This is a genomic window from Erythrobacter mangrovi, from assembly GCF_013260645.1.
GTDB classification, from domain to species: Bacteria; Pseudomonadota; Alphaproteobacteria; order Sphingomonadales; family Sphingomonadaceae; genus Qipengyuania; species Qipengyuania mangrovi.
Genome location: NZ_CP053921.1, coordinates 2,517,783 through 2,537,382, shown reverse-complemented (window position 1 = coordinate 2,537,382; position 19,600 = coordinate 2,517,783). Strand labels below are relative to the sequence as shown.

Annotated in this window: 14 protein-coding genes and 1 tRNA gene; 11 read left to right on the top strand and 4 right to left on the bottom strand. The window is 63.1% G+C overall.

The window, feature by feature from the left end:
• Positions 1-412: 412 nt before the first annotated feature.
• Positions 413-503 (bottom strand) — tRNA-Ser (locus HQR01_RS12770).
• Between the two features lie 306 nt (positions 504-809).
• On the opposite strand from HQR01_RS12770, the gene HQR01_RS12765 reads away from it, so the two are divergent.
• A complete protein-coding gene (locus HQR01_RS12765) occupies positions 810-1,856 on the top strand; it encodes a peptidylprolyl isomerase (RefSeq protein WP_173215227.1) in 1,047 nt (348 codons plus the stop codon).
• Positions 1,853-2,167, top strand: a complete 315-nt coding sequence (locus HQR01_RS12760) for a DUF1905 domain-containing protein (RefSeq protein WP_173215226.1) — start codon at positions 1,853-1,855, stop codon at positions 2,165-2,167. The genes HQR01_RS12765 and HQR01_RS12760 overlap by 4 nt, the downstream gene beginning before the upstream one ends.
• Here the strand turns inward: HQR01_RS12760 and HQR01_RS12755 are convergent.
• Positions 2,164-2,529 carry a VOC family protein gene (locus HQR01_RS12755; protein ID WP_173215225.1) on the bottom strand — a complete coding sequence of 122 codons (366 nt, stop codon included), beginning with the start codon at positions 2,527-2,529 and terminating at the stop codon, positions 2,164-2,166. The genes HQR01_RS12760 and HQR01_RS12755 overlap by 4 nt on opposite strands.
• On the bottom strand, positions 2,526-4,616 hold the full coding sequence (locus HQR01_RS12750; protein WP_173215224.1) for a RelA/SpoT family protein: 2,091 nt from the start codon (positions 4,614-4,616) through the stop codon (positions 2,526-2,528). Before HQR01_RS12750 ends, HQR01_RS12755 begins: the two co-directional genes overlap by 4 nt.
• 118 nt (positions 4,617-4,734) lie before the next feature.
• On the opposite strand from HQR01_RS12750, the gene HQR01_RS12745 reads away from it, so the two are divergent.
• Genes HQR01_RS12745 through HQR01_RS12730 form a run of 4 tightly spaced genes read left to right on the top strand, consistent with a single transcriptional unit; the run spans position 4,735 to position 10,902 of the window.
• Positions 4,735-8,310, top strand: a complete 3,576-nt coding sequence (locus HQR01_RS12745; RefSeq protein WP_173215223.1) for a hydantoinase B/oxoprolinase family protein — start codon at positions 4,735-4,737, stop codon at positions 8,308-8,310.
• Positions 8,307-8,978 carry a DUF969 domain-containing protein gene (locus HQR01_RS12740; protein ID WP_173215222.1) on the top strand — a complete coding sequence of 224 codons (672 nt, stop codon included), beginning with the start codon at positions 8,307-8,309 and terminating at the stop codon, positions 8,976-8,978. The genes HQR01_RS12745 and HQR01_RS12740 overlap by 4 nt, the downstream gene beginning before the upstream one ends.
• Positions 8,975-9,925 carry a DUF979 domain-containing protein gene (locus HQR01_RS12735; protein ID WP_173215221.1) on the top strand — a complete coding sequence of 317 codons (951 nt, stop codon included), beginning with the start codon at positions 8,975-8,977 and terminating at the stop codon, positions 9,923-9,925. The genes HQR01_RS12740 and HQR01_RS12735 overlap by 4 nt, the downstream gene beginning before the upstream one ends.
• A complete protein-coding gene (locus HQR01_RS12730) occupies positions 9,916-10,902 on the top strand; it encodes a DUF2891 domain-containing protein (protein WP_173215220.1) in 987 nt (328 codons plus the stop codon). Before HQR01_RS12735 ends, HQR01_RS12730 begins: the two co-directional genes overlap by 10 nt.
• Here HQR01_RS12730 and HQR01_RS12725 read toward each other — a convergent pair whose 3' ends face one another.
• Complete coding sequence (locus HQR01_RS12725) at positions 10,903-12,942, bottom strand: glycoside hydrolase family 3 C-terminal domain-containing protein (protein WP_173215219.1); 2,040 nt, start codon at positions 12,940-12,942, stop codon at positions 10,903-10,905.
• Positions 12,943-13,077: 135 nt separating this feature from the next.
• Between HQR01_RS12725 and HQR01_RS12720 the strand changes: the two genes are divergently transcribed.
• Genes HQR01_RS12720 through HQR01_RS12700 form a run of 5 tightly spaced genes read left to right on the top strand, consistent with a single transcriptional unit; the run spans position 13,078 to position 19,562 of the window.
• Entirely contained in the window at positions 13,078-14,049 is a 972-nt protein-coding gene (locus HQR01_RS12720) for an ArsR/SmtB family transcription factor (protein WP_173215218.1), read from the top strand.
• A complete protein-coding gene (metF, locus tag HQR01_RS12715; protein ID WP_173215217.1) occupies positions 14,046-14,966 on the top strand; it encodes a methylenetetrahydrofolate reductase [NAD(P)H] in 921 nt (306 codons plus the stop codon). The genes HQR01_RS12720 and metF overlap by 4 nt, the downstream gene beginning before the upstream one ends.
• Positions 14,967-14,968: 2 nt before the next feature.
• Complete coding sequence (locus tag HQR01_RS12710) at positions 14,969-16,015, top strand: homocysteine S-methyltransferase family protein (RefSeq protein ID WP_173215216.1); 1,047 nt, start codon at positions 14,969-14,971, stop codon at positions 16,013-16,015.
• Positions 16,015-18,630, top strand: coding sequence for a methionine synthase (gene metH / locus HQR01_RS12705; RefSeq protein WP_173215215.1), 2,616 nt, complete (start codon positions 16,015-16,017; stop codon positions 18,628-18,630). The genes HQR01_RS12710 and metH overlap by 1 nt, the downstream gene beginning before the upstream one ends.
• Positions 18,606-19,562, top strand: coding sequence for a sulfite exporter TauE/SafE family protein (locus HQR01_RS12700; RefSeq protein WP_173215214.1), 957 nt, complete (start codon positions 18,606-18,608; stop codon positions 19,560-19,562). The genes metH and HQR01_RS12700 overlap by 25 nt, the downstream gene beginning before the upstream one ends.
• Positions 19,563-19,600 lie beyond the last annotated feature (38 nt).

Genomic DNA, 19,600 nt, shown 5'->3' with positions numbered 1-19,600 from the left:
GGGCATTGGCGATCGGATGTCAAACGTGAAGTTCATTTAAGCCATTGAAATACTTGATGAACGAACTGCGTTCTGCTTCCTGATTCGAAGCTCTGGACTCCCTATTAGTCGGGAACAGGCAAGATGCTCGCCACCATGAAGCTCTTGCTTTGGCAGGGGATTGTCGGTTCCGCACCGATGGAACCACGCACGTTCCTCCCTGTTGCAGGCGCAGAAGCAGGGTGCGAGGATATCATTTGGCCTGGAACCCCAATCCGGTACCTCGCCAAGGGGCTGCAGGGAAACTTGCGGGATTTGCCTGGATTGCGGAGAGAGAATTGGCTCTCTGAGGTACCGGATCATCCCGAAAGCCCGCGGAACTGCGCGGTTCCGGCGAGCTACTTCTCAGATTTCGGCCAAACCCCAGACTAGGTGGCGGAGCGGGAGGGATTCGAACCCTCGATACGGGGTTACCGTATACACACTTTCCAGGCGTGCGCCTTCGACCACTCGGCCACCGCTCCGTTTCCTGTTGTCCTATCGCTTCGCTGCTTGAGAACGGTCGGGTCCTTGTGAAACCCGGCCTCAAGTAGCGCAAAGCGCGGTAGGCCATCCAAGAACGCGCGCCTCTAGCGGCGGGAAGGGCTTTTCGCAAGCCGAAGTGGGAGGCTTTGCTTCCCCTTTATGAAATTGGTGATACACCTCGTGACAGCGACGGTGCTGCGCGGATCAGGCATTCCCAGCGAACACCGTCTCGAAGCCCCCTTTCGCCCGTACAATGCGCGAGAGGGGGCTTTCGTTTGCGCCGGGCAGGTGGCACCAAGCGCAATATGATCAGGAACCTGACCGCGCTCGCCGCCACCCTCGCCTTGTCCGTTCCCGTTGTTGCGCAGGAGGAGCCAGAGGGCGCACCGTCGCCGGGGGAGATCGTCGCGCAAGCCGAGCCAAGCGAGTGGAAGGAAATCCCGGCCGACGACCTGCTGGTGATGACACTTGCCGATCATGCCGACGGACATGAGCGCAAGGTTGTGATCCAGCTGATACCAGCGCCCTTCTCGCAAGGCTGGGTCGAAAATATCCGGACCTTCGCCCGCGCGCATTGGTACGACAACATCACCGTCAACCGCGTGCAGGACAATTACGTCGTCCAGTGGGGCGACGTGAACTATGACAATCCCGAGGCGACGGGTGAGGCGAAGCCATTGCCCGAGGGACTCAAGGTGATGAGTGAGAGTGAGTACGCAAGTACCAATATCGCGGTAACCAAGGCATGGCTTGAGGCGGAAGGAGATGCCTCGGGCCTAAAGTTGCTTTCGTCAGGGCTTGTGGATTCAGTAGGTGCCGTGCGCAAAGCGATCACGCAAACGCTCCCAAGTGACAGTTATAGCTCGAGGGCTCTGTTCAATATGGGCTGGCCTCTTTCCCAAGAGGCTGGTTCACCTTCTTCAGAAGTCTGGCCCGTCCACTGCTACGGCATGGTCGGCGTTGGCCGGAACCTCTCACCCGACACCGGCTCGGGCGCCGAACTTTACACCGTGATCGGTACGCCGCCGCGCCATCTCGACCGAAATATCGCGCTGGTTGGACGGATCGTGGAAGGGATGGAGCACCTCTCCTCGCTGCCGCGCGGGCATGGCGACCTTGGGTTCTATGCCGCAGACGAGGCCTACAAGCGCACGCCCATCCTTTCGGTTCGCGTCGCGAGCGACCTGCCCGAGGCCGAGCGCCCGCGCTTCGAATATCTCTCGACCGAAGGCGAAACCTTCGCCCGCTATGCCGATGCCCGCGCGAACCGGCGCGATCCCTTCTTCATCGTTCCCGCAGGCGGCGCCGACATCTGCAACATCCCGGTTCCGATCCGGCGCGTCGCCGAGTGAGCGAGCAGGTCGCTTTCACCGCTGAAATCGCTCGCTGGCAGGGCGAGAAGGCCGTCTATCATGTGGTCACGATCGGCGCCGACGCGGCCGAAGCGATCACCATGCACGAGCGGCTTCGTCGGCTGGAGTTCGGTGCGCGGCGCGGCTTCGGATCGGTCAAGGTGATGGCACAGGTGGGCGGGACGCGCTGGAAGACCTCGGTCTTTCCTTCGAAGACGGGCGAGTGGTGGCTGCTTGTCGGCCGCAAGGTGCTGAAGGCAGAGGACCTCGTCGCCGGCGACAAGGCAGCGATCAAGCTTGAGCTGCTCTAGACCCGCTGCATCAGCTCGATGCGATTGCCGAAGGGATCGGCAATGTCGCCACGGACATAGCCTTCGAGCTTCTTGCCCGGCTTGAACGGGATACCCGCCTGCTCGAGCCGGGTAACCAGCGTGCGCAAGTCACGCACCAACAAAGCCGGATGGGCGCGGCGTGCCGGGAGAAAGCCGTCTTCGACCCCGCAATGGATCGCGATCCCATCGCCTTCGAACCAGCACCCGCCATTGACCGCCAGGTGCGGCGGCTTGGCGACTTCGTGCAGGCCCATGATCCCTTCCCAGAAACGCCGTGCATGCGGTTCCCCGCCATGCGGCATGGCCAGCTGGACGTGATCGATCCCGGTGATGTGGTTCATACCCGCTCCGCCTGCGCTACCGCGTCGCTTGCCCGCAGTGCGCTGAGGATGCGCGTCAGGTGCGGAAGGTCCTGCACTTCCAGCTCGACCTCGTAAGTGGTGAAGGGATGATCGAGCTGGGTCTGCTCGAGCGTAGTCACATTGCTGTGGTTCTGGGCGAAGATCGTCGCCATCTCGGCCAGGGTACCCGGCCGATCGTAGAGCGTCACGCGCAGCTGGCCGACGGCCCCGCGCGAGCGCTTACCCCAGCTGAGGTCGAGCCAGTCGGTGTCGATCCCGCTGGCGAGCTGCGGGCAGTCGATCGCATGGACTTCGACCCCTTCGCCTGCCTTGCGGATGCCAACGATGCGGTCGCCCGGCACCGGGTGGCAGCATGAAGCGAGTTGGAAGCCGACGCCGGGGGTCAGACCGCGGATCGACAGCGCCTTTCCGCTGCGGGTCCAGTCTGGCTCATCCTCCAGGTCCGCGGTGCATCCTGGGACCAATGCTTCCATGATCTGCCGGTCTTCGATCTTGGCCGCACCGACGGCGTAGAAAAGGTCTTCCTCTTCCTCCATATCGAGCCGCTTGAGCGCCTCGCGGACCGCCTTCTTCCCGATCTTGGCAGGCACGCGCAGCGCAATCTCGTCGAACAGCTTTTTGCCGATTTCGGCAATTTCCGCGCGTTCCTTGAGGCGTACCGCGCGGCGGATCGAAGCGCGCGCCTTGCCGGTAACGACGAAGCCCAGCCAGCTCATCTGCGGTTCGGCCTTCGCGCTCTTGATGATCTCGACCACGTCGCCGTTGTTGAGCTGGGTGCGCAGCGGCATGTGCCGCCCGTTGATCTTCGCGCCGACGGTCTGGGCACCCAGATCGGTATGCACGGCGAAGGCGAAGTCGACCGGGGTTGCGCCCTTGGGCAGCTGGAACAGCGCGCCCTTGGGGGTAAAGGCGAAGATACGGTCCTGGTAGACTGCCAATCGGGTGTGCTCGAGCAGTTCTTCGGCATCATGGCTGGCATCGACGATTTCGATAAGGTCGCGCAACCAGCCGACTTGCCCATCCGGTCGATTGCCCTGCTTGTAGGCCCAGTGCGCGGCAAGCCCGAATTCGTTGGTGCGGTGCATCTCGCGGGTGCGGATCTGCACCTCGACGCGCATCGACTTGCCATAGATCAGCGATGTGTGGAGCGACTTGTAGCCGTTGGTCTTGGGTGTCGAGATATAGTCCTTGAATTTGCCCGGCAGGAATTGCCAGGTGGTGTGCAGGACACCCAATGCGCGGTAGCAGTCGACGACGTCTTCGGTGATGATCCGGAACGCCATGATGTCGGTCACCTGTTCGAAGCTGACGTGACGTTCCGCCATCTTGCGCCAGATCGAATAGGGATGCTTTTCGCGGCCCGAGACCTCGGTCGTGATCCCCGCTTCGGCCAGCGCATGCTTCATGTCGAGCGCGATGGCATCGACTTGCCCGCCATCCTCGCTGCGGATCTGTTCGAGCCGTTGGGTGATCGTGCGATAGGCTTCGGGTTCGATCTGCTCGAAGGCGAGCATTTGCATCTCGCGCATGTATTCATACATGCCCACCCGCTCAGCCAGCGGGGCGTAGATATCCATCGTCTCGCGGGCGATGCGTTGGCGCTTTTCGGAACTCTTGATGAAATGCAGGGTGCGCATGTTGTGCAGCCGGTCGCCAAGCTTGACCAGCAGCACGCGGATATCCTCGCTCATCGCCAGCAGGAACTTGCGCAGATTCTCCGCCGCCCGATCGTTTTCGGGCAACTGTTCGATCTTGGAGAGCTTGGTCACCCCGTCGACAAGGCGTGCGACATCGGTGCCGAAGTTCTTTTCGATGTCCTCGATCGTCGCCAGCGTGTCCTCGACCGTGTCGTGGAGCAATGCAGTGACGATCGTCTCCTGGTCGAGCTTGAGATCGGTCATCAGACCGGCCACTTCGACCGGATGGCTGAAATATGGATCCCCTGAAGCACGGGTCTGGGTCCCGTGCTTCTGCACCGTATAGACATAGGCGCGATTCAGCATCGCCTGGTCGGCGTTGGGGTCGTATTCGAGGACCCTTTCTACAAGTTCGTACTGACGTAGCATTGCGTGCCCACGATGTGAGGATTCGCACTGTCTTTGCAACGCAAAAAACCTGTGCGCAGCAATCCGTGCCATACTTTGGGCTGTTGCGTGCAATGTGCGCTTGCTTAGGGTGCCGCCGATGGACCAGACGCAGGATACCAGCTCGGGAGCAAGCGGTTGGCGTTTCGCCATCGATCGCGGGGGAACCTTTACCGACGTCGTCGCGACTACGCCCGACGGGCGGCTGGTGACCGACAAGCTGCTGTCCGAAAATCCCGGCTTCTATGCTGATGCCGCCAGCGAAGCGGTGCGCCGCCTGATGGCCCGGCATGGCGAGGGACCGATCGCCGAGGTGCGCATCGGCACCACGGTCGCCACCAATGCCCTGCTCGAACGCAAGGGCGAACGCTTGGCTTTGGCGACTACCAAGGGGTTCGGTGATGCGCTGCGCATCGGAACACAGGCGCGGCCGGAAATCTTTGCGCGGCATATCGTGCTGCCGGAACAATTGCCGGCACGCGTGGTCGAGATCGATGAGCGGGTCGCTGTCGACGGAGAGATCCTGCGTCGGCTTGACGAAACGCATGCCCGGGCAGCCCTAGATGCCTTGCGCACTGATGGTTTCGAGGCGCTCGCCATCGTGCTGATGCATGGTTGGCGTTATCGCGACCATGAAGCGCGGCTCGCACGGATCGCACGCGATGTCGGCTTCACGCAGGTTAGCGTCAGCCATGAAGTAGCACCCTTGATCCGCCTCGTCCCGCGCGGCGACACTACGGTGGTCGATGCTTATCTCTCGCCGGTTCTCAGGCGCTATACCGACACGTTGCAAGCCAGCCTGCCCGCGACTGGAAACCTGCGCTTCATGCAATCGAATGGCGGCCTCGCCGAAGTCGGCGCGTTTCGTGGCAAGGATGCGATCCTCTCCGGTCCGGCAGGCGGGGTAGTTGGCATGGTCGCGGCGAATGCGCCGCTCGGTCACCGCAAGCTGATCGGTTTCGACATGGGCGGGACCAGCACCGACGTTGCCCACTACGCTGGCGAGTATGAACTCACGGGCGACAGCGTGGTGGCAGGAGTCAGGGTCGCCGCGCCGATGATGCAGATTCATACGGTTGCGGCGGGTGGCGGGTCGATTTGCCGCTTTGATGGCTCGCGCTTCCGCGTTGGGCCAGAGAGTGCCGGGGCGGATCCGGGGCCGGCCTGTTACCGCAAGGGCGGGCCATTGACGGTGACTGACTGCAACCTTTTCCTCGGTCGGATCGATCCGGCGTTCTTTCCCAGCGTCTTTGGACCGCATGGCGACGAGCCACTCGATCCGATGGCATCGAAGGCACGGCTCGAGGAGGTTGCTGCGAACTTGCCCGAACCTCAACCCCTGGAAGCCATCGCCGAGGGTTTTCTCGCCATAGCGATCGACAGCATGGCCAACGCCATCCGCAAGATCAGCGTTGCACGCGGGCACGACGTCGCGACTTATGCGCTGGCCTGTTTCGGTGGGGCGGGCGGGCAGCATGCTTGCAAGGTGGCCGACGCGCTGGGGATGGAGACGGTGCTGGTCCACCCACTGGCGGGTATTCTCTCCGCCTATGGCATCGGCCTCGCGCCGGTGAAGGCGATCCGCGAAGTCAGCCTCGTGCGTCCGCTGGGGGAGAGCTTCGACGAGGAACTCGGCAAGCTTGAAGAGGAGGCACGGCAGGTCCTTCTCGACCAGGGAATAGCCCGGGCGGCTATCGCCCTCGAAAGTCGTGCCCGCCTGCGCTTTGCGGGAAGCGACAGCCTGCTGGCCATCACCTGTGGCGATCCGGCAGAGATGCAAGCGAGCTTCCGTGCGCTCCATCGCCAACGCTTCGGCTATTCGGATGCGGAGGCGGAAATCGTGGTCGAGGCGCTTAGCGTCGAAGCAAGCGGGCATTCGGGCGGGTTGGCCAGCGCCGTGCCCGAGCCTGTGGCGGCGCGAGGGAAGGCGTCCGGCAATTGGCCGACCATCGAGCGGGTGGCAATGCAGGTCGGCGACGCGGTCGACGGGCCCGCGTTGGTGATCGATTCCGGTTCGACGACGGTCATCGAGGAAGGCTGGCAGGCACGGCTCGAGCGCGAGGGCAGCCTCGTCCTTACCCGCGTGACCGCGCTCGAGCGTGACCGTGCTGCGGGTACGGCTGTGGACCCGGTGCGCCTCGAGATATTCAACAACCTCTTCATGGCCATCGCCGAAGAGATGGGGGTGGTGCTCCAGTCGACCGCTACCTCGGTCAATATCAAGGAGCGGCTCGACTTCTCCTGCGCGCTGTTCGACCGAGATGGTGCGCTGATCGCCAACGCGCCGCACATCCCGGTCCATCTGGGCAGCATGGGCGACAGCATCGCTCGCGTGATCGAGGCGAGGGGCAAGGGCAGGGATGGGCGCGGCTTCCGGCGCGGCGACGCCTATGTGCTCAATGATCCCTACCGGGGCGGTACGCACCTGCCTGACATCACGGTGATCGTCCCGGTCTTCTATGACGACGATGGGAGCGAGCCTGATGCCTTTGTCGCTGCACGCGGCCATCATGCCGATATCGGCGGGATCGCGCCCGGTTCGATGCCGCCTGAAAGCCAGACGATCGAGGAAGAGGGCGTCCTGATCGACAATGCGCTGCTGGTCGACGAGGGGCGCTTTGAGGAGGCGGCGATGCGCACCTTGCTCGCTTCGGCGGCGTATCCGGCTCGCAATCCCGACCGCAACCTCTCCGACTTGCGCGCCCAACTTGCCGCCTGCACGCGCGGGGCGGAGCTGTTGCGGGGCGCGGCACAAGACCAGGGTGCAGACGTGGTTGCAGCCTATATGGATCACGTCTTAGCCAATGCCGAAGAGAGCGTGCGTCGCCTGCTCGACCGCCTGGATGACGGCTCATTCGCTTATGAGATGGACAATGGAGCGACCGTGCAAGTGGCGATCCGCATCGACCGCGCCGAACGCTCCGCGGTGTTCGACTTTACCGGGACCTGTGGCCAGCTACCCGATAACTTCAACGCCCCGCATTCGATCACCCGGGCAGCCGCGCTCTATGTGCTGCGCACGCTGATCGATGACGCGATCCCGATGAACGATGGCTGCCTGCGTCCGGTTGAACTGGTTGTGCCCGAAGGTTCGATGTTGAACCCGAAACCCGGCGCAGCGGTGGTCGCGGGAAATGTCGAAACCAGCCAGGTAGTCACCGATGCGTTGTTCGCCGCCACCAGCCGTCTTGCGCCCAGCCAGGGGACGATGAACAACTTCACTTTCGGCAATCAACGCCATCAATATTACGAGACGATATGTGGCGGCTCGGGTGCGGGGCCAGACCATGACGGGACCAGTGCCGTACAGACCCATATGACCAACAGCCGACTGACCGATCCGGAAATACTGGAAACCCGCCTGCCTGTGCGGCTGGAAAGCTTCGCGATCCGTCACGGTTCGGGCGGAGCGGGATTGCACCATGGCGGTGACGGGGTTGAACGGCGCGTGACGTTCCTCGAACCGATGCGTGCCAACATGCTCGCCAATCGTCGCAGGATCGCGCCCAAGGGGATCTGCGGTGGAGGAGATGCGCAGCCGGGCCGCAATTGGGTCGAGCGGATGGATGGGACGCGAGAGGAACTCGGCGCAACGGCTTCAGCGAACATGCAACCGGGCGATTGCTTTGTGATCCTGACGCCCGGTGGCGGCGGATTTGGGGAGGTATCCGAATGAATTACTGGCCGCTGCTCGGTATCGTGATCGTCGTGCTTGGCTTTGCCCTGCGTTTCAATCCGCTGCTCGTTGTGGTCAGCGCGGCTCTGGCGACGGGCGTGCTCGCGGGGCTCGACCTCGTCGCGGTGATCGAAGCGCTGGGCAAGGCCTTCAACGACAATCGTTATATCTCGGTCACCTGGATTATCCTGCCTGTGATCGGCCTGCTCGAACGCTATGGCTTGCAGCAGCGCGCACGGGCGGTGATCGAGGGTATGCGCGGGGCGACCATGGGCAAGCTGCTGGTTGCCTATCTTGCGTTTCGGCAGGTCACGGCGGCGCTGGGGATGAAGGACATTGGCGGCCATCCGCAGGCGGTGCGCCCCCTCGTCGCGCCGATGGCAGAGGCGGCGGCGCAGAAGACTCATGGTGAATTGTCGGGGGGCGAGCGCGACAAGGTCAAGGCCATGGCCGCCGCGACCGACAACGTGGGCCTGTTCTTTGGCGAAGACATCTTCTTCGCAATTGCCTCGATCCTCCTGATTCAGGGCGTGTTCGAAAGTGCGGGCTACCCGTTGACGCCGCTGCAGCTTTCGGTCTGGGCGATCCCTACCGCGATCTGCGCCTTCCTGATCCATGGCAGCCGCATTCTCGCCTTCGACCGCAGGCTGGGGAGGGTGCGGCGATGATCACCTATGAATGGCTCTATGTACTCGCAGGTGTGGGTTTCGCCGTGTGGGCGCTGCTGTCGCTGCGTGACCGGCTGTGGGGCAACGCCGGATTCTGGGCGTTGCTCGCGGCGAGCTTCCTGATCGGCAGCCATGTTTCTGACCTGGTCAACGGGCTGCTGGTGCTGGCCATGGTTGCGATTGCCGGATTTGGTGGCCTGAGGCGCAGCGATCCCTCGACTACTTCGGTTGAAGAGCGGCAGGCCCTATCGGCAAGGCTCGGAAACCGGTTGTTCCTTCCCGCGCTGGTCGTACCTTTGACGGCGGTCGCGGGGACGCTGCTCTACAATTACACGCCATTTGGCGAGACCGGCCTGTTCGAGACCCGGCGCGAGACCTTGATCCTGTTCGGGGTGGGTGTCGTGGTGGCGCTGGTATTGGCGATGCTGTGGCTGCGACCACCGTGGCTTGCCCCTGCCGAGGAAGGTCGGCGGTTGCTCGACTCGATCGGTTGGGCGGCGATCCTGCCGCAGATGCTTGCCGCGTTGGGCGCTGTTTTCGCCTTGGCAGGCGTGGGCGATATCATCGGCGGGGTAGCCGGAGACGTGATCCCCAAAGGCAGCGTCTTCCTTACCGTCCTCGTCTTCGCGCTAGGCATGGCGCTGTTCACGATGATCATGGGCAATGCCTTTGCCGCCTTCCCGGTCATGGCGGCAGCGATCGGTATTCCGCTGTTGGTTCAGCAATATGGCGGCAACCCCGCGGTTATCGGCGCGGTCGGCATGCTCGCGGGCTTCTGCGGTACATTGATGACGCCGATGGCGGCCAACTTCAACATCGTGCCGGCGGCGCTGCTCGAACTGAAGGACCAGAACGGGGTGATCCGCCAGCAGATCGGAACTGCCCTTCCACTCTGGGTCTGCAATGTTGCGATAATCTATGTGGGGGCCTTCCTGCTGTGGAACTGACCGAGTACATCGCCCGCAATTTTGCCCGAATTGCCTTGGGCCACGTGACGCGGCCCTATCCCTACAAGGATGATCATGTCTTCGAGAGCGAAGCGGACGTCCGGCCCCCGCGCGTGGCACACCCGGTCTTCTTCGGTAGCTATGACTGGCACAGTTGCGTCCACGGATGGTGGACCTTGCTGACCTTGCGGCGACACTATCCGAAGACGGCCGAAGCCCATCAGATTGTAGCCTTGGCGGAAGAAACCTTCACCGAAGCCAAGCTCGCGATCGAACTGGCCTACTTGGATCGGCCAACAGCGCGCGGATTCGAAAGACCCTACGGCTGGGGCTGGTTGCTTTACCTGCATCTCGAGGCTGAGCGGCATGCGGACCACGAATGGGCCGCGCGTCTCGAACCGTTGGCGCAGGCATTCGCCGCACGTCTGCGCGACTATCTCAGGGTCCTGACCTATCCGATCACCGTCGGAACGCATTTCAATACGGCCTTTGCGCTGGTTCTTTCACGGCGCTGGGCCCTTGGGCGGGATGCGGGGCTGGTCGCGTTGATCGACGATTGGGTGGAGCGCGCGTTTGGCGACCGCAGCGACTATCGCGGATGGGAACCGGGGGGCGACGAATTCCTCTCTCCCGTTCTCACTGCAGCCTTGCTTATGGCTGAGGTTCGTCCGCAGCTTTCCTTCGCGCCCTGGTTCGAGGCGCTGGTGGTCGCCAATGGCTGGCTCACACGTGACTGCCGTCCCGTCTTCGTTTCCGACCGCAGCGACGGAAAGATCGCCCATCTCGATGGGCTGAACCTCAGCCGAGCGTGGTGTCTGCGCGCCATCGCGCCAAAGCTTGAGGGTAATGAAGTGGAGGGTCTGCTTCTACGCCTGGCCGACCAGCATCTGGAGACTGCCCTGCCGCATGTTGCCGGTGATTACATGGGCGAACACTGGCTGGCCAGTTTCGCACTCCTGGCCCTGCTTCGGGAGTGACTACGCCCCGCGCGAAACGATCAGCGGATATGCTGTGTCGGCTTCGTAGCTGCCGCTGGTCATGGCCTCCGCTACGCCATGCGGGACGAAGACTTCGCTTGCCTGCACGCGCTTCTCATTGAAGCCGAGCCGGATTTCATAGGCGCCAGCTTCGACCACGCGCCGTGCGGCCGCATCGTAGATACCGAGCTCTTCCGCGCCGAGCTCGAAAGTGATGCATTCGCGATTGCCCGGATGCAGGTATACTCTGGTGAAGCCGCGCAGCGCCGGTTCGCCAGGGCCTTGTGGCTGATCCAGACGGCGGACGAAGAGTTGGGCAACCTCGCTCCCCTCGCGTTCGCCGAGGTTGCGTACGACGGCGCTGACCAAAAGTCGATCGGCCCCCAATTCGACAGCAAAGTCTGTCAACGCGAAATCGGCGTAGGACAGGCCGTGGCCGAAGGGCAGGCGCTCCGCTCCCGCGCGCGTACGGATGGCATAGGGCAAGCGCCCGCTGGGATCATGCTCGCCAGACAGGACTTCGGCGATTGCGCGCCCTGAATGCGTCCCCAAAAGACCTGCGTGGAGCAAGCAGGACAATGGCTCCCCACCGATGTCAGGATCGATGGGGCGACTGCCCAGCGTGACGACGATCAGCCGCGGATTGGCCGCGCGTAGCGTTTCGATAAGGGTGCGCGTCGCTTCGCGCAACGGTTCGCCCGGGACACCGGGAACCTCGCCGAGCACGCAGATCACCGTGCGCGTGCGCCGTGCTGCTTCGCCAGCCATGCCGATCGCCATCCGATCCGCATCGATCATTCGATCGACCGTGGCGCCTTCGTGGCGCAAGGCAAGACCGGGAACGAACTTGCAGGCAATGCCCAGTTCCTCGAGCCCGTCGATTACGCTGGCTGCTTCGCCTGTACCTCCACCACCGGCCAGTGGCAGGATCCGGTCGCGGGCAGCGCTGCCAACCACGAGGACTTCGCCGGAGTCGATGGTCAGCGGGAGCAGGGCAGGGTCGTTGCGTAGCAGCACAATCGATTTGCGCGCCAGGTCCAGCGCCGGATCGCGCACCGTGCGGGGCGTGGCCGCCAGTGACTGGGCCGGTGCGAAGCTGGAGCGGAATAGGCCAAGATCGTATTTTGCGGCCAACACGCGGCGGACCGCCTGATCCAGTTCGGCCTTCGAGATGGCGCGGTCGTTGACGGCGGCGACCAGTCTTTCGACCGAGATGGACACGAAGCTGGGTGATCCAGGCAATTGGCCCGCGCGTTCGGCAAGACTGACCCAGTCGGACAGCAAGATGCCCTCATAGCCGCCCGGCTGCTTGAGCATGGCGATCGTCTCACTCGCGCTGGCGTGGCTCGTATCCGCAATCTTCAGGATGGTTTCGGGTGCAATGCTGCCAGGCCGCGATTGCTCGATCGTGGTCGCAAGACAGTGCAGTTTCTCGGCTTGTGCGTGGGCCGCGTGGTCGCTGTTGCTGCGCCGGTCGTTCGATCCGAGCTGGAGGCAAGCAAGCATTTGCATATGCTGCGCGGCATCCATCGCCTGCAGTCCGCGAATGCGGGCCGCAGAGACGTTTGCAGCCAGCCATGGAGACTCGCCTCCAGATTGGTCGAAACCGGCCTCGGCGAGGAATTCGGCGGTCCCCATCAGAGGCGTGAGTGCCCAGTTGACACCCAATGCGGCTGCTTCCTCTGCGACCATGTTTTCCGCGGCTTCGATCGCGTCGAGATCCCAGCTGCTCGCCGCGCTGACAGGCAAGGGGATGCGCGTGCGCAAGCCCTGCGTGGTATCCATGGCAATGAACAGGGGAATACCAAGTCGCGTTTCTTCGGCGGCAATGCGCTGGATCGTCTGCGCCTCGCCGGGGGCAAGTTGGCCCACGACCCCGCCAACGAGGCCGCGGCGCAGCTGGTCATGGAAAGCCGGATCGTCGCCGGCATGAGGCGTCAGTGCCAATTGCCCTGCCTTCTCCTCGAGCGTCATATACTCGAGAAGGTCTTCGACGAAGCGTTCGCGCACTGGCGCGGGATCGGCGGGACCGGTGGACATCGCCGGTCCGTGATCGCTGAGAATGGTTAATTTCCCGTTTGGGTTGGGAAAGAGCGCGCGATAGCCAATCTTTTTGCCGAGTAAGGCGGCATTCGATTTACAGATATAAGAATACCTTTATATCCTTCCTTGTCGATGCGAACCGAAACCATCTTTCGTGCGCTGGCCGATCCGACGCGGCTGCGCATCCTGCGCCTACTCGGCTCGATGGAGCTGGCGGTGGGCGAGGTCGCGCAAGTATTGGGCCAGAGCCAGCCACGCGTTTCGCGGCACATCGGTATCCTGTGCGATGCCGGTCTCGCCGAAAGGCGCCGCGAGGGGAGTTGGACATTCGTTCGTGGCTGCGCCGCGCCTGCTGAGGGGTCGTCGCTATGTGGCAGCGTCGCGCAGCTCTTGGCCGATGCGGAGGGTGAGGATCCGGCCTTTGCCGAAGCCTGCGATGCGGATCGCCGCAAGCTGGCGGAAATCCGCAGTCACCGCGAGGCAGAGGCACAGGCCTATTTCGCGCGCCATGCTGATGACTGGGACGAACTGCGTCGCATGCATAGTTCGGATGAGGCGATCGAAGACGCCATGGCCCGCGCCCTGGGCGATGCGCCGCTTGGGCGCCTGCTCGACATCGGTACTGGCACGGGCCGCATGGCCGAACTGTTCGCCGAACGGGCCGAACACATAGTGGCGTTGGACAAGAGCCTGGCCATGCTGCGCGTGGCCCGGGCCAAGCTGCAGCACCTGCCCGCCGAACGGGTCGAGCTGGTGCAGGGCGACTTTGCGTCGCTGCCCTTTGCGCCGGAAAGCTTCGACACTGTGCTGTTCCACCAGGTGCTGCATTTCGCGCAGGCCCCCGGTGCTGCACTGGCCGAGGCTGCGCGGGTGACCCGGCCCGGAGGACGTATCGCCATCGCCGATTTCGCCGCGCATCAGCGCGAGGAACTGCGTGATCGCCATGCGCATGCGCGGCTCGGCTTCGAAGACAGCCAGATGGACGGATTGCTTGCGGAAGCAGGGTTTGATCCTGCGGCGCCGATCGCACTCGAGGATGGCGAACTGGTAGTGAAGATCTGGATCGCTCGTCGGTCCAACCAAAGAAGGAGGGCGGCATCATGAGCCCTACGCTCGATCAGATGCGCGAAGCCCAGCGTGCGCTTGAAACCCCGCTTTTCTCCGGTCTTCCGGGCGATATCGAGGTGAGCTTCGAATTCTTCCCGCCCAAGAGCGAGAAGATGGCCGAGACCCTATGGCAAAGCGTCGAGACGTTGAAGCCGCTTGGTCCGCGCTTTGCCAGCGTAACCTATGGCGCGGGCGGATCGACGCGCGAGCGTACGCACCAGCAGGTCGTGCGCATCCAGAACGAGGCGGGTATTCCCGCGGCTGCGCATCTCACCTGCGTCAACGCCACGCGCGAGGAGGTGGACGAGGTCGCCCGTCATTACTGGGCCGAGGGCATCCGCCATATCGTTGCGCTGCGCGGCGATCCGCCTGACGGAGCCACGAAGTATGCGCCGCACCCCGGCGGTTATGCCAACGCGGTCGACCTAATCGCGGGATTGAAGAAGGTCGCGGACTTCGAGATTTCCTGCGCCGCTTATCCGGAGCTTCATCCGGATTCACCCAACGCGCAGGCCGATATCGATAACCTCAAGGCCAAGTTCGATGCGGGGGCTACGAGGGCGATCACCCAGTTCTTCTTCGACCCGCAGAGCTTCTTCGCCTTCCGCGATAAGGCGACTGCAGCGGGGATCAATGGCGAGATAGTCCCGGGCATCATGCCGGTCCTCAGCTTCGCCGCCGTGCAGCGGATGAGCGGCCTGTGTGGCACCGCAATTCCGGGATGGATGGAGGGCCTGTTCGAAGGCCTCGACGATCGCCCCGAAGCCCGCCAGCTGGTCAGCGCGACCATTGCCGCCGAATTGTGCCGCCGCCTTTATGCTGGCGGGGTACGCCAGTTCCATTTCTACACCCTCAACCGCGCCGAGCTGAGCTATGCGATCTGCCATATGCTCGGCCTGCGCCCGAAGGCCTGATCATGTCCAAGCGAGAAGAGTTCCAAGCTGCCGCGGCGCAGCGCATCCTGATCAAGGACGGGCCCTACGGCACCGAGATCCAGCGCGCGAAGCTGGCTGCCGAAGACTACGCTGGCGATACCGGATTGGTGCAAGACCAGAAGGGCAATAACGACCTGGTCAACCTGACCCAGCCGCAGGTGATCCGCGCAATCTGCGACAGCTATATCGAAGCCGGGGCGCATATCCTTGCGACCAATACCTTCAACGCCAATCGCATCAGCCAGGCCGATTACGGGGCCGAAGGACTGGTGCACGACATCAACGTCGCCGCGGCACGGATCATCCGCGAGGCAGTCGACCATGCCACTGCGATCGACGGGATACCTCGCTTTGTGGTGGGCGCAGTTGGGCCGACCAACAAGACGCTGTCGCTCTCGCCTGACGTCGAGGACCCGGGCTTTCGCGAAGTCGATTTCGACACCATCGTCGACGTCTATCGCGAACAATGCGCAGCACTGGTCGAGGGCGGGGTGGATTTCATCCTGGTCGAAACGGTGTTCGACACGCTCAATTGCAAGGCCGCGATCATGGCGGTGAAGCAGCTCGAAGGCGAACTGGATCGCGATATCCCGTTGATGATTTCCCTGACCCTCACCGACCTGTCTGGCCGGAACCTCTCGGGTCACACGGTTGAAGCCTTCTGGTACACCGTGCGCCATGCCAGGCCGTTGACCATCGGCCTCAACTGCAGTTTCGGCGCGGAGCAGCTGCGCCCGCATGTCCAGCTGCTGTCGAACATCGCCGACACCTATCTGATGGCCTATCCCAACGCTGGCCTGCCGAACGATCTGGGCGAGTATGACGAGCTTCCGGATACCACCGCCGCGTTGACCCGCCTCTGGGCCGAAAATGGGCGCATCAATGCGCTTGGCGGCTGTTGCGGATCGACCCCGGCGCATATCGCCGCGATGGCCAAGTCGATCGATGGTCTCGCCCCGCGGCGGGTGCCGCAAATCGCCCCCGACATGCACCTCGCCGGCCTCGAACCCTTCACGATTGCTGCCTGATGACCGACCAGACTACCACTGCCCGCTTCGTCAATATCGGCGAACGCACCAACGTCACCGGCTCGGCGGCGTTCAAGAAACTGATCCTCGCCGGCGATTACGAAAAGGCGGTCGAGGTCGCGCGCCAGCAGGTCGAGAACGGTGCGCAGGTGATCGACGTCAACATGGACGAAGGCCTGCTCGACGCGGTCGAGGCGATGACCACCTTCCTCAAGCTGATCGCGGCCGAGCCCGATATCGCACGCGTCCCGGTGATGATCGACAGTTCGAAGTTCGAGGTGATCGAAGCCGGGCTCAAGTGCGTCTCGGGCAAACCGATCGTCAATTCGATCAGCATGAAGGAGGGCGAGCAAGCCTTCCTCGACCATGCCCGCAACTGCATGGACTACGGTGCGGCGGTGGTCGTCATGGCCTTCGACGAGAAGGGGCAAGCAGACACGAAAGAGCGCAAGGTTGAAATCTGCGCGCGTGCCTATGCCTTGCTCACGGGGATTGGTTTCCCGCCCGAGGACATCATTTTCGACCCAAATATCTTCGCCGTGGCGACGGGGATCGAGGAACACGACCGCTACGGTCTCGATTTCATCGAGGCGGTGAGCGAGATCAAGGCGCGTTGCCCCTATGCCCGTACCAGCGGCGGCCTTTCCAACCTCAGCTTCAGCTTCCGCGGCAATGAAACCGTGCGCCGCGCGATGCATTCGGTGTTCCTCTATCACGCGATCCCCGCCGGGCTCGATATGGCGATCGTCAATGCCGGCCAGCTCGACGTCTACGACCAGATCGATCCGACATTGCGTGAGGCTTGCGAGGATGTGATCCTGATGCGCCGCCCGGATGCGACCGAGCGGCTGATCGACCTTGCCGAAAGCTACAAGGGCAAGAGCGCGGCGGACGAGAAGGCTGCCGAGGAATGGCGCGGCTGGGAAGTCGCCCGGCGGATAGAACACGCTCTGGTCAAGGGCATCGATAGCTATGTGGTCGAAGACACCGAGGAGGCGCGCCAGCAGTTCGCGCGTCCCATCGAGGTCATCGAAGGGCCGCTCATGGATGGCATGAATGTCGTCGGCGACCTGTTCGGTAGCGGCAAGATGTTCCTGCCGCAGGTGGTCAAGTCGGCCCGCGTGATGAAGAAGGCGGTCGCCCACCTGATCCCCTTTATCGAGGCGGAGAAGGAAGCAAGCGGGCTTGCCAACCAGTCCAAGGGCAAGATCGTCATGGCCACGGTCAAGGGCGACGTGCACGACATCGGCAAGAACATCGTCGGCGTGGTCCTGCAGTGCAACGGCTACGAAGTCATCGACCTGGGCGTGATGGTGCCCTGGCAGCAGATCCTGGCCGCAGCCAACGAGAACCAAGCCGATATCATCGGCCTTTCGGGACTGATTACCCCCTCGCTGGACGAGATGGTTACCGTCGCGGAAGAGATGCAGCGCGCCGAACTGTCGCTGCCATTGCTGATCGGTGGAGCCACCACCAGCAAGGTCCACACCGCGCTGCGTATCGACCCTGCTTACGAGGGGCCGGTGATCCATGTGCTCGACGCGAGCCGCGCAGTAGGTGTCGCCAGCCGCCTGCTTTCGGATACGCAGGCGAACGAATTCATCGAAACGACCGCTGCCGACTATGCCCACGTCCGCGATGCGCGGGCGGGCAGGGGGCAAAGCGAGCTGCTGAGCCTCGAAGATGCCCGGGCGAACTATTACGATGCCTATCTCAGCGATAAGGCCGCGCCGCCGCTCCGGCCCGGTATCCACGCCTTCGAAGACTGGGATCTCGCCGACCTGCGTGCCTATATCGACTGGACCCCGTTCTTCCGCGCCTGGGAACTGCACGGGAACTACCCCGCGATCCTCGATGATCCCGTTGTTGGCGAAAGCGCGCGCAGCCTCAAGGCCGATGCCGAGGCGATGCTTGACCGGATCATCTCCGAAAAGTGGCTGACTGCAAAGGGTGTCTGCGGCTTCTGGCCCTGCGCCCGCGACGGCGACGACGTCACGCTTCACATCGAGGAGGAAGAGCGACACGTCGTGCTTCCCTTCCTTCGCCAGCAGGTGAAGAAGAGCCGCGATCGGGCGAATATGTGCCTCGCCGATTTCATCGATCCGGCAGGCGACTGGCTGGGTGGCTTTGCGGTCGGGATCCATGGGATCGAATCCCACTCGGCGCGCTTCCTGGCCGATAAGGACGACTATTCGGACATCCTGCTCAAGGCGCTCGCCGATCGCTTTGCCGAGGCCTTTGCGGAGCGACTGCACCAGCACGTCCGCACCGAGCTGTGGGGCTATGCGCCGCAGGAGCAGCTGACCAACGAAGCGCTGATCCGCGAGCAGTATCGCGGCATCCGGCCCGCGCCGGGCTACCCCGCATGCCCCGATCATAGCCTCAAGCCGATCCTGTTCGAACTGCTCGACGCGCCGAAGAATGCAGGCCTGACGCTGACCGAGAATTTCGCCATGCTTCCCACCGCTGCGGTGAGTGGGTTCTATTTCGGCCATCCGGAGGCGCAGTATTTCGGCGTAGCCCGCATCGGGCGCGATCAATTGGAGGACTATGCGCGGCGTCGCGGTGTCGATATGGCGACCGCCGAACGATGGCTGCGCCCCAACCTCGACTGAACGAAGTCCAGCCGACGCTGGGCCACAGCTCGCGCCGCGCCATCCTTGGCGGTGCGCTCCTGGCGGCGGCCTATGCCTGCCTTTGGTTCCTCGTACCCTACGATCCGGGCCTGATCGAAAAATTGTTGTACCTGCCCGGCGTTGGAGTGGTCGGAGCGATCATCGCCAATGCCAGTGGGACTGGCGGCGGGGTGGTTTTCGTGCCGGTATTCAACGCCTTGCGCGAACTCGGCACCATGACGCTCGATCCGTTGCAGGTGGTCGCGGTATCGATGGGTATCCAGTCCTTCGGCATGAGCCTCGGGGGCCTGCGATGGACGGACCGCCTCTATCACCAGCACGCGCCACAACCGCTCGAGGCGAGAACCCGTCCTCGCGACTATTGGATCGTGTGCCTTGCAGTGCTTGCCCTGTCGCTTCCGGCAATGTTGGCAACCCAGCGGTTGCTCGCCTTCGATGCGCATGCGGTGCTGCTCGGGTACAAGAGCTTCTCGATCGTGCTGGGCCTTGCGTTGATTGTCGTGACCTGGACCTTCAACCGCGCAGTTCCCGAACGCGAGAAGCTCGAGCGTGCCGATTTGCTAGCGCTCTTGCTGCTGGCCGTCCCGGGCGGTGCGATCACCGCGCTGTTCTCGGTCGGGATCGGCGAGCTGGTCGCCTTCTACCTGTTCCTGCGTCACTACCCGATGGTGCTTTGCGTGGGCACGGCTTGTGTGATTTCGGCCGTCAGCTGCCTCTCGGGTCTCTTCTGGCATATTGGCGAAGGGACGGTTCAGTGGGAGGTCGTGCTCCTCGCTGCACCCGGCGCAATGCTTGGTGCCTTCCTTGCCCGCCCATTTGCCCTGTGGCTCGGCGGGCGGCGTCTCAAGACTGCAGGGGGCGCGTGGATTGTCCTTTCGGCGCTCTACCTGCTGTGGCTCAATTGGAGCTGATGGATAGCCCGGAACTGCAGCAGGCGGGGAAATAGCCA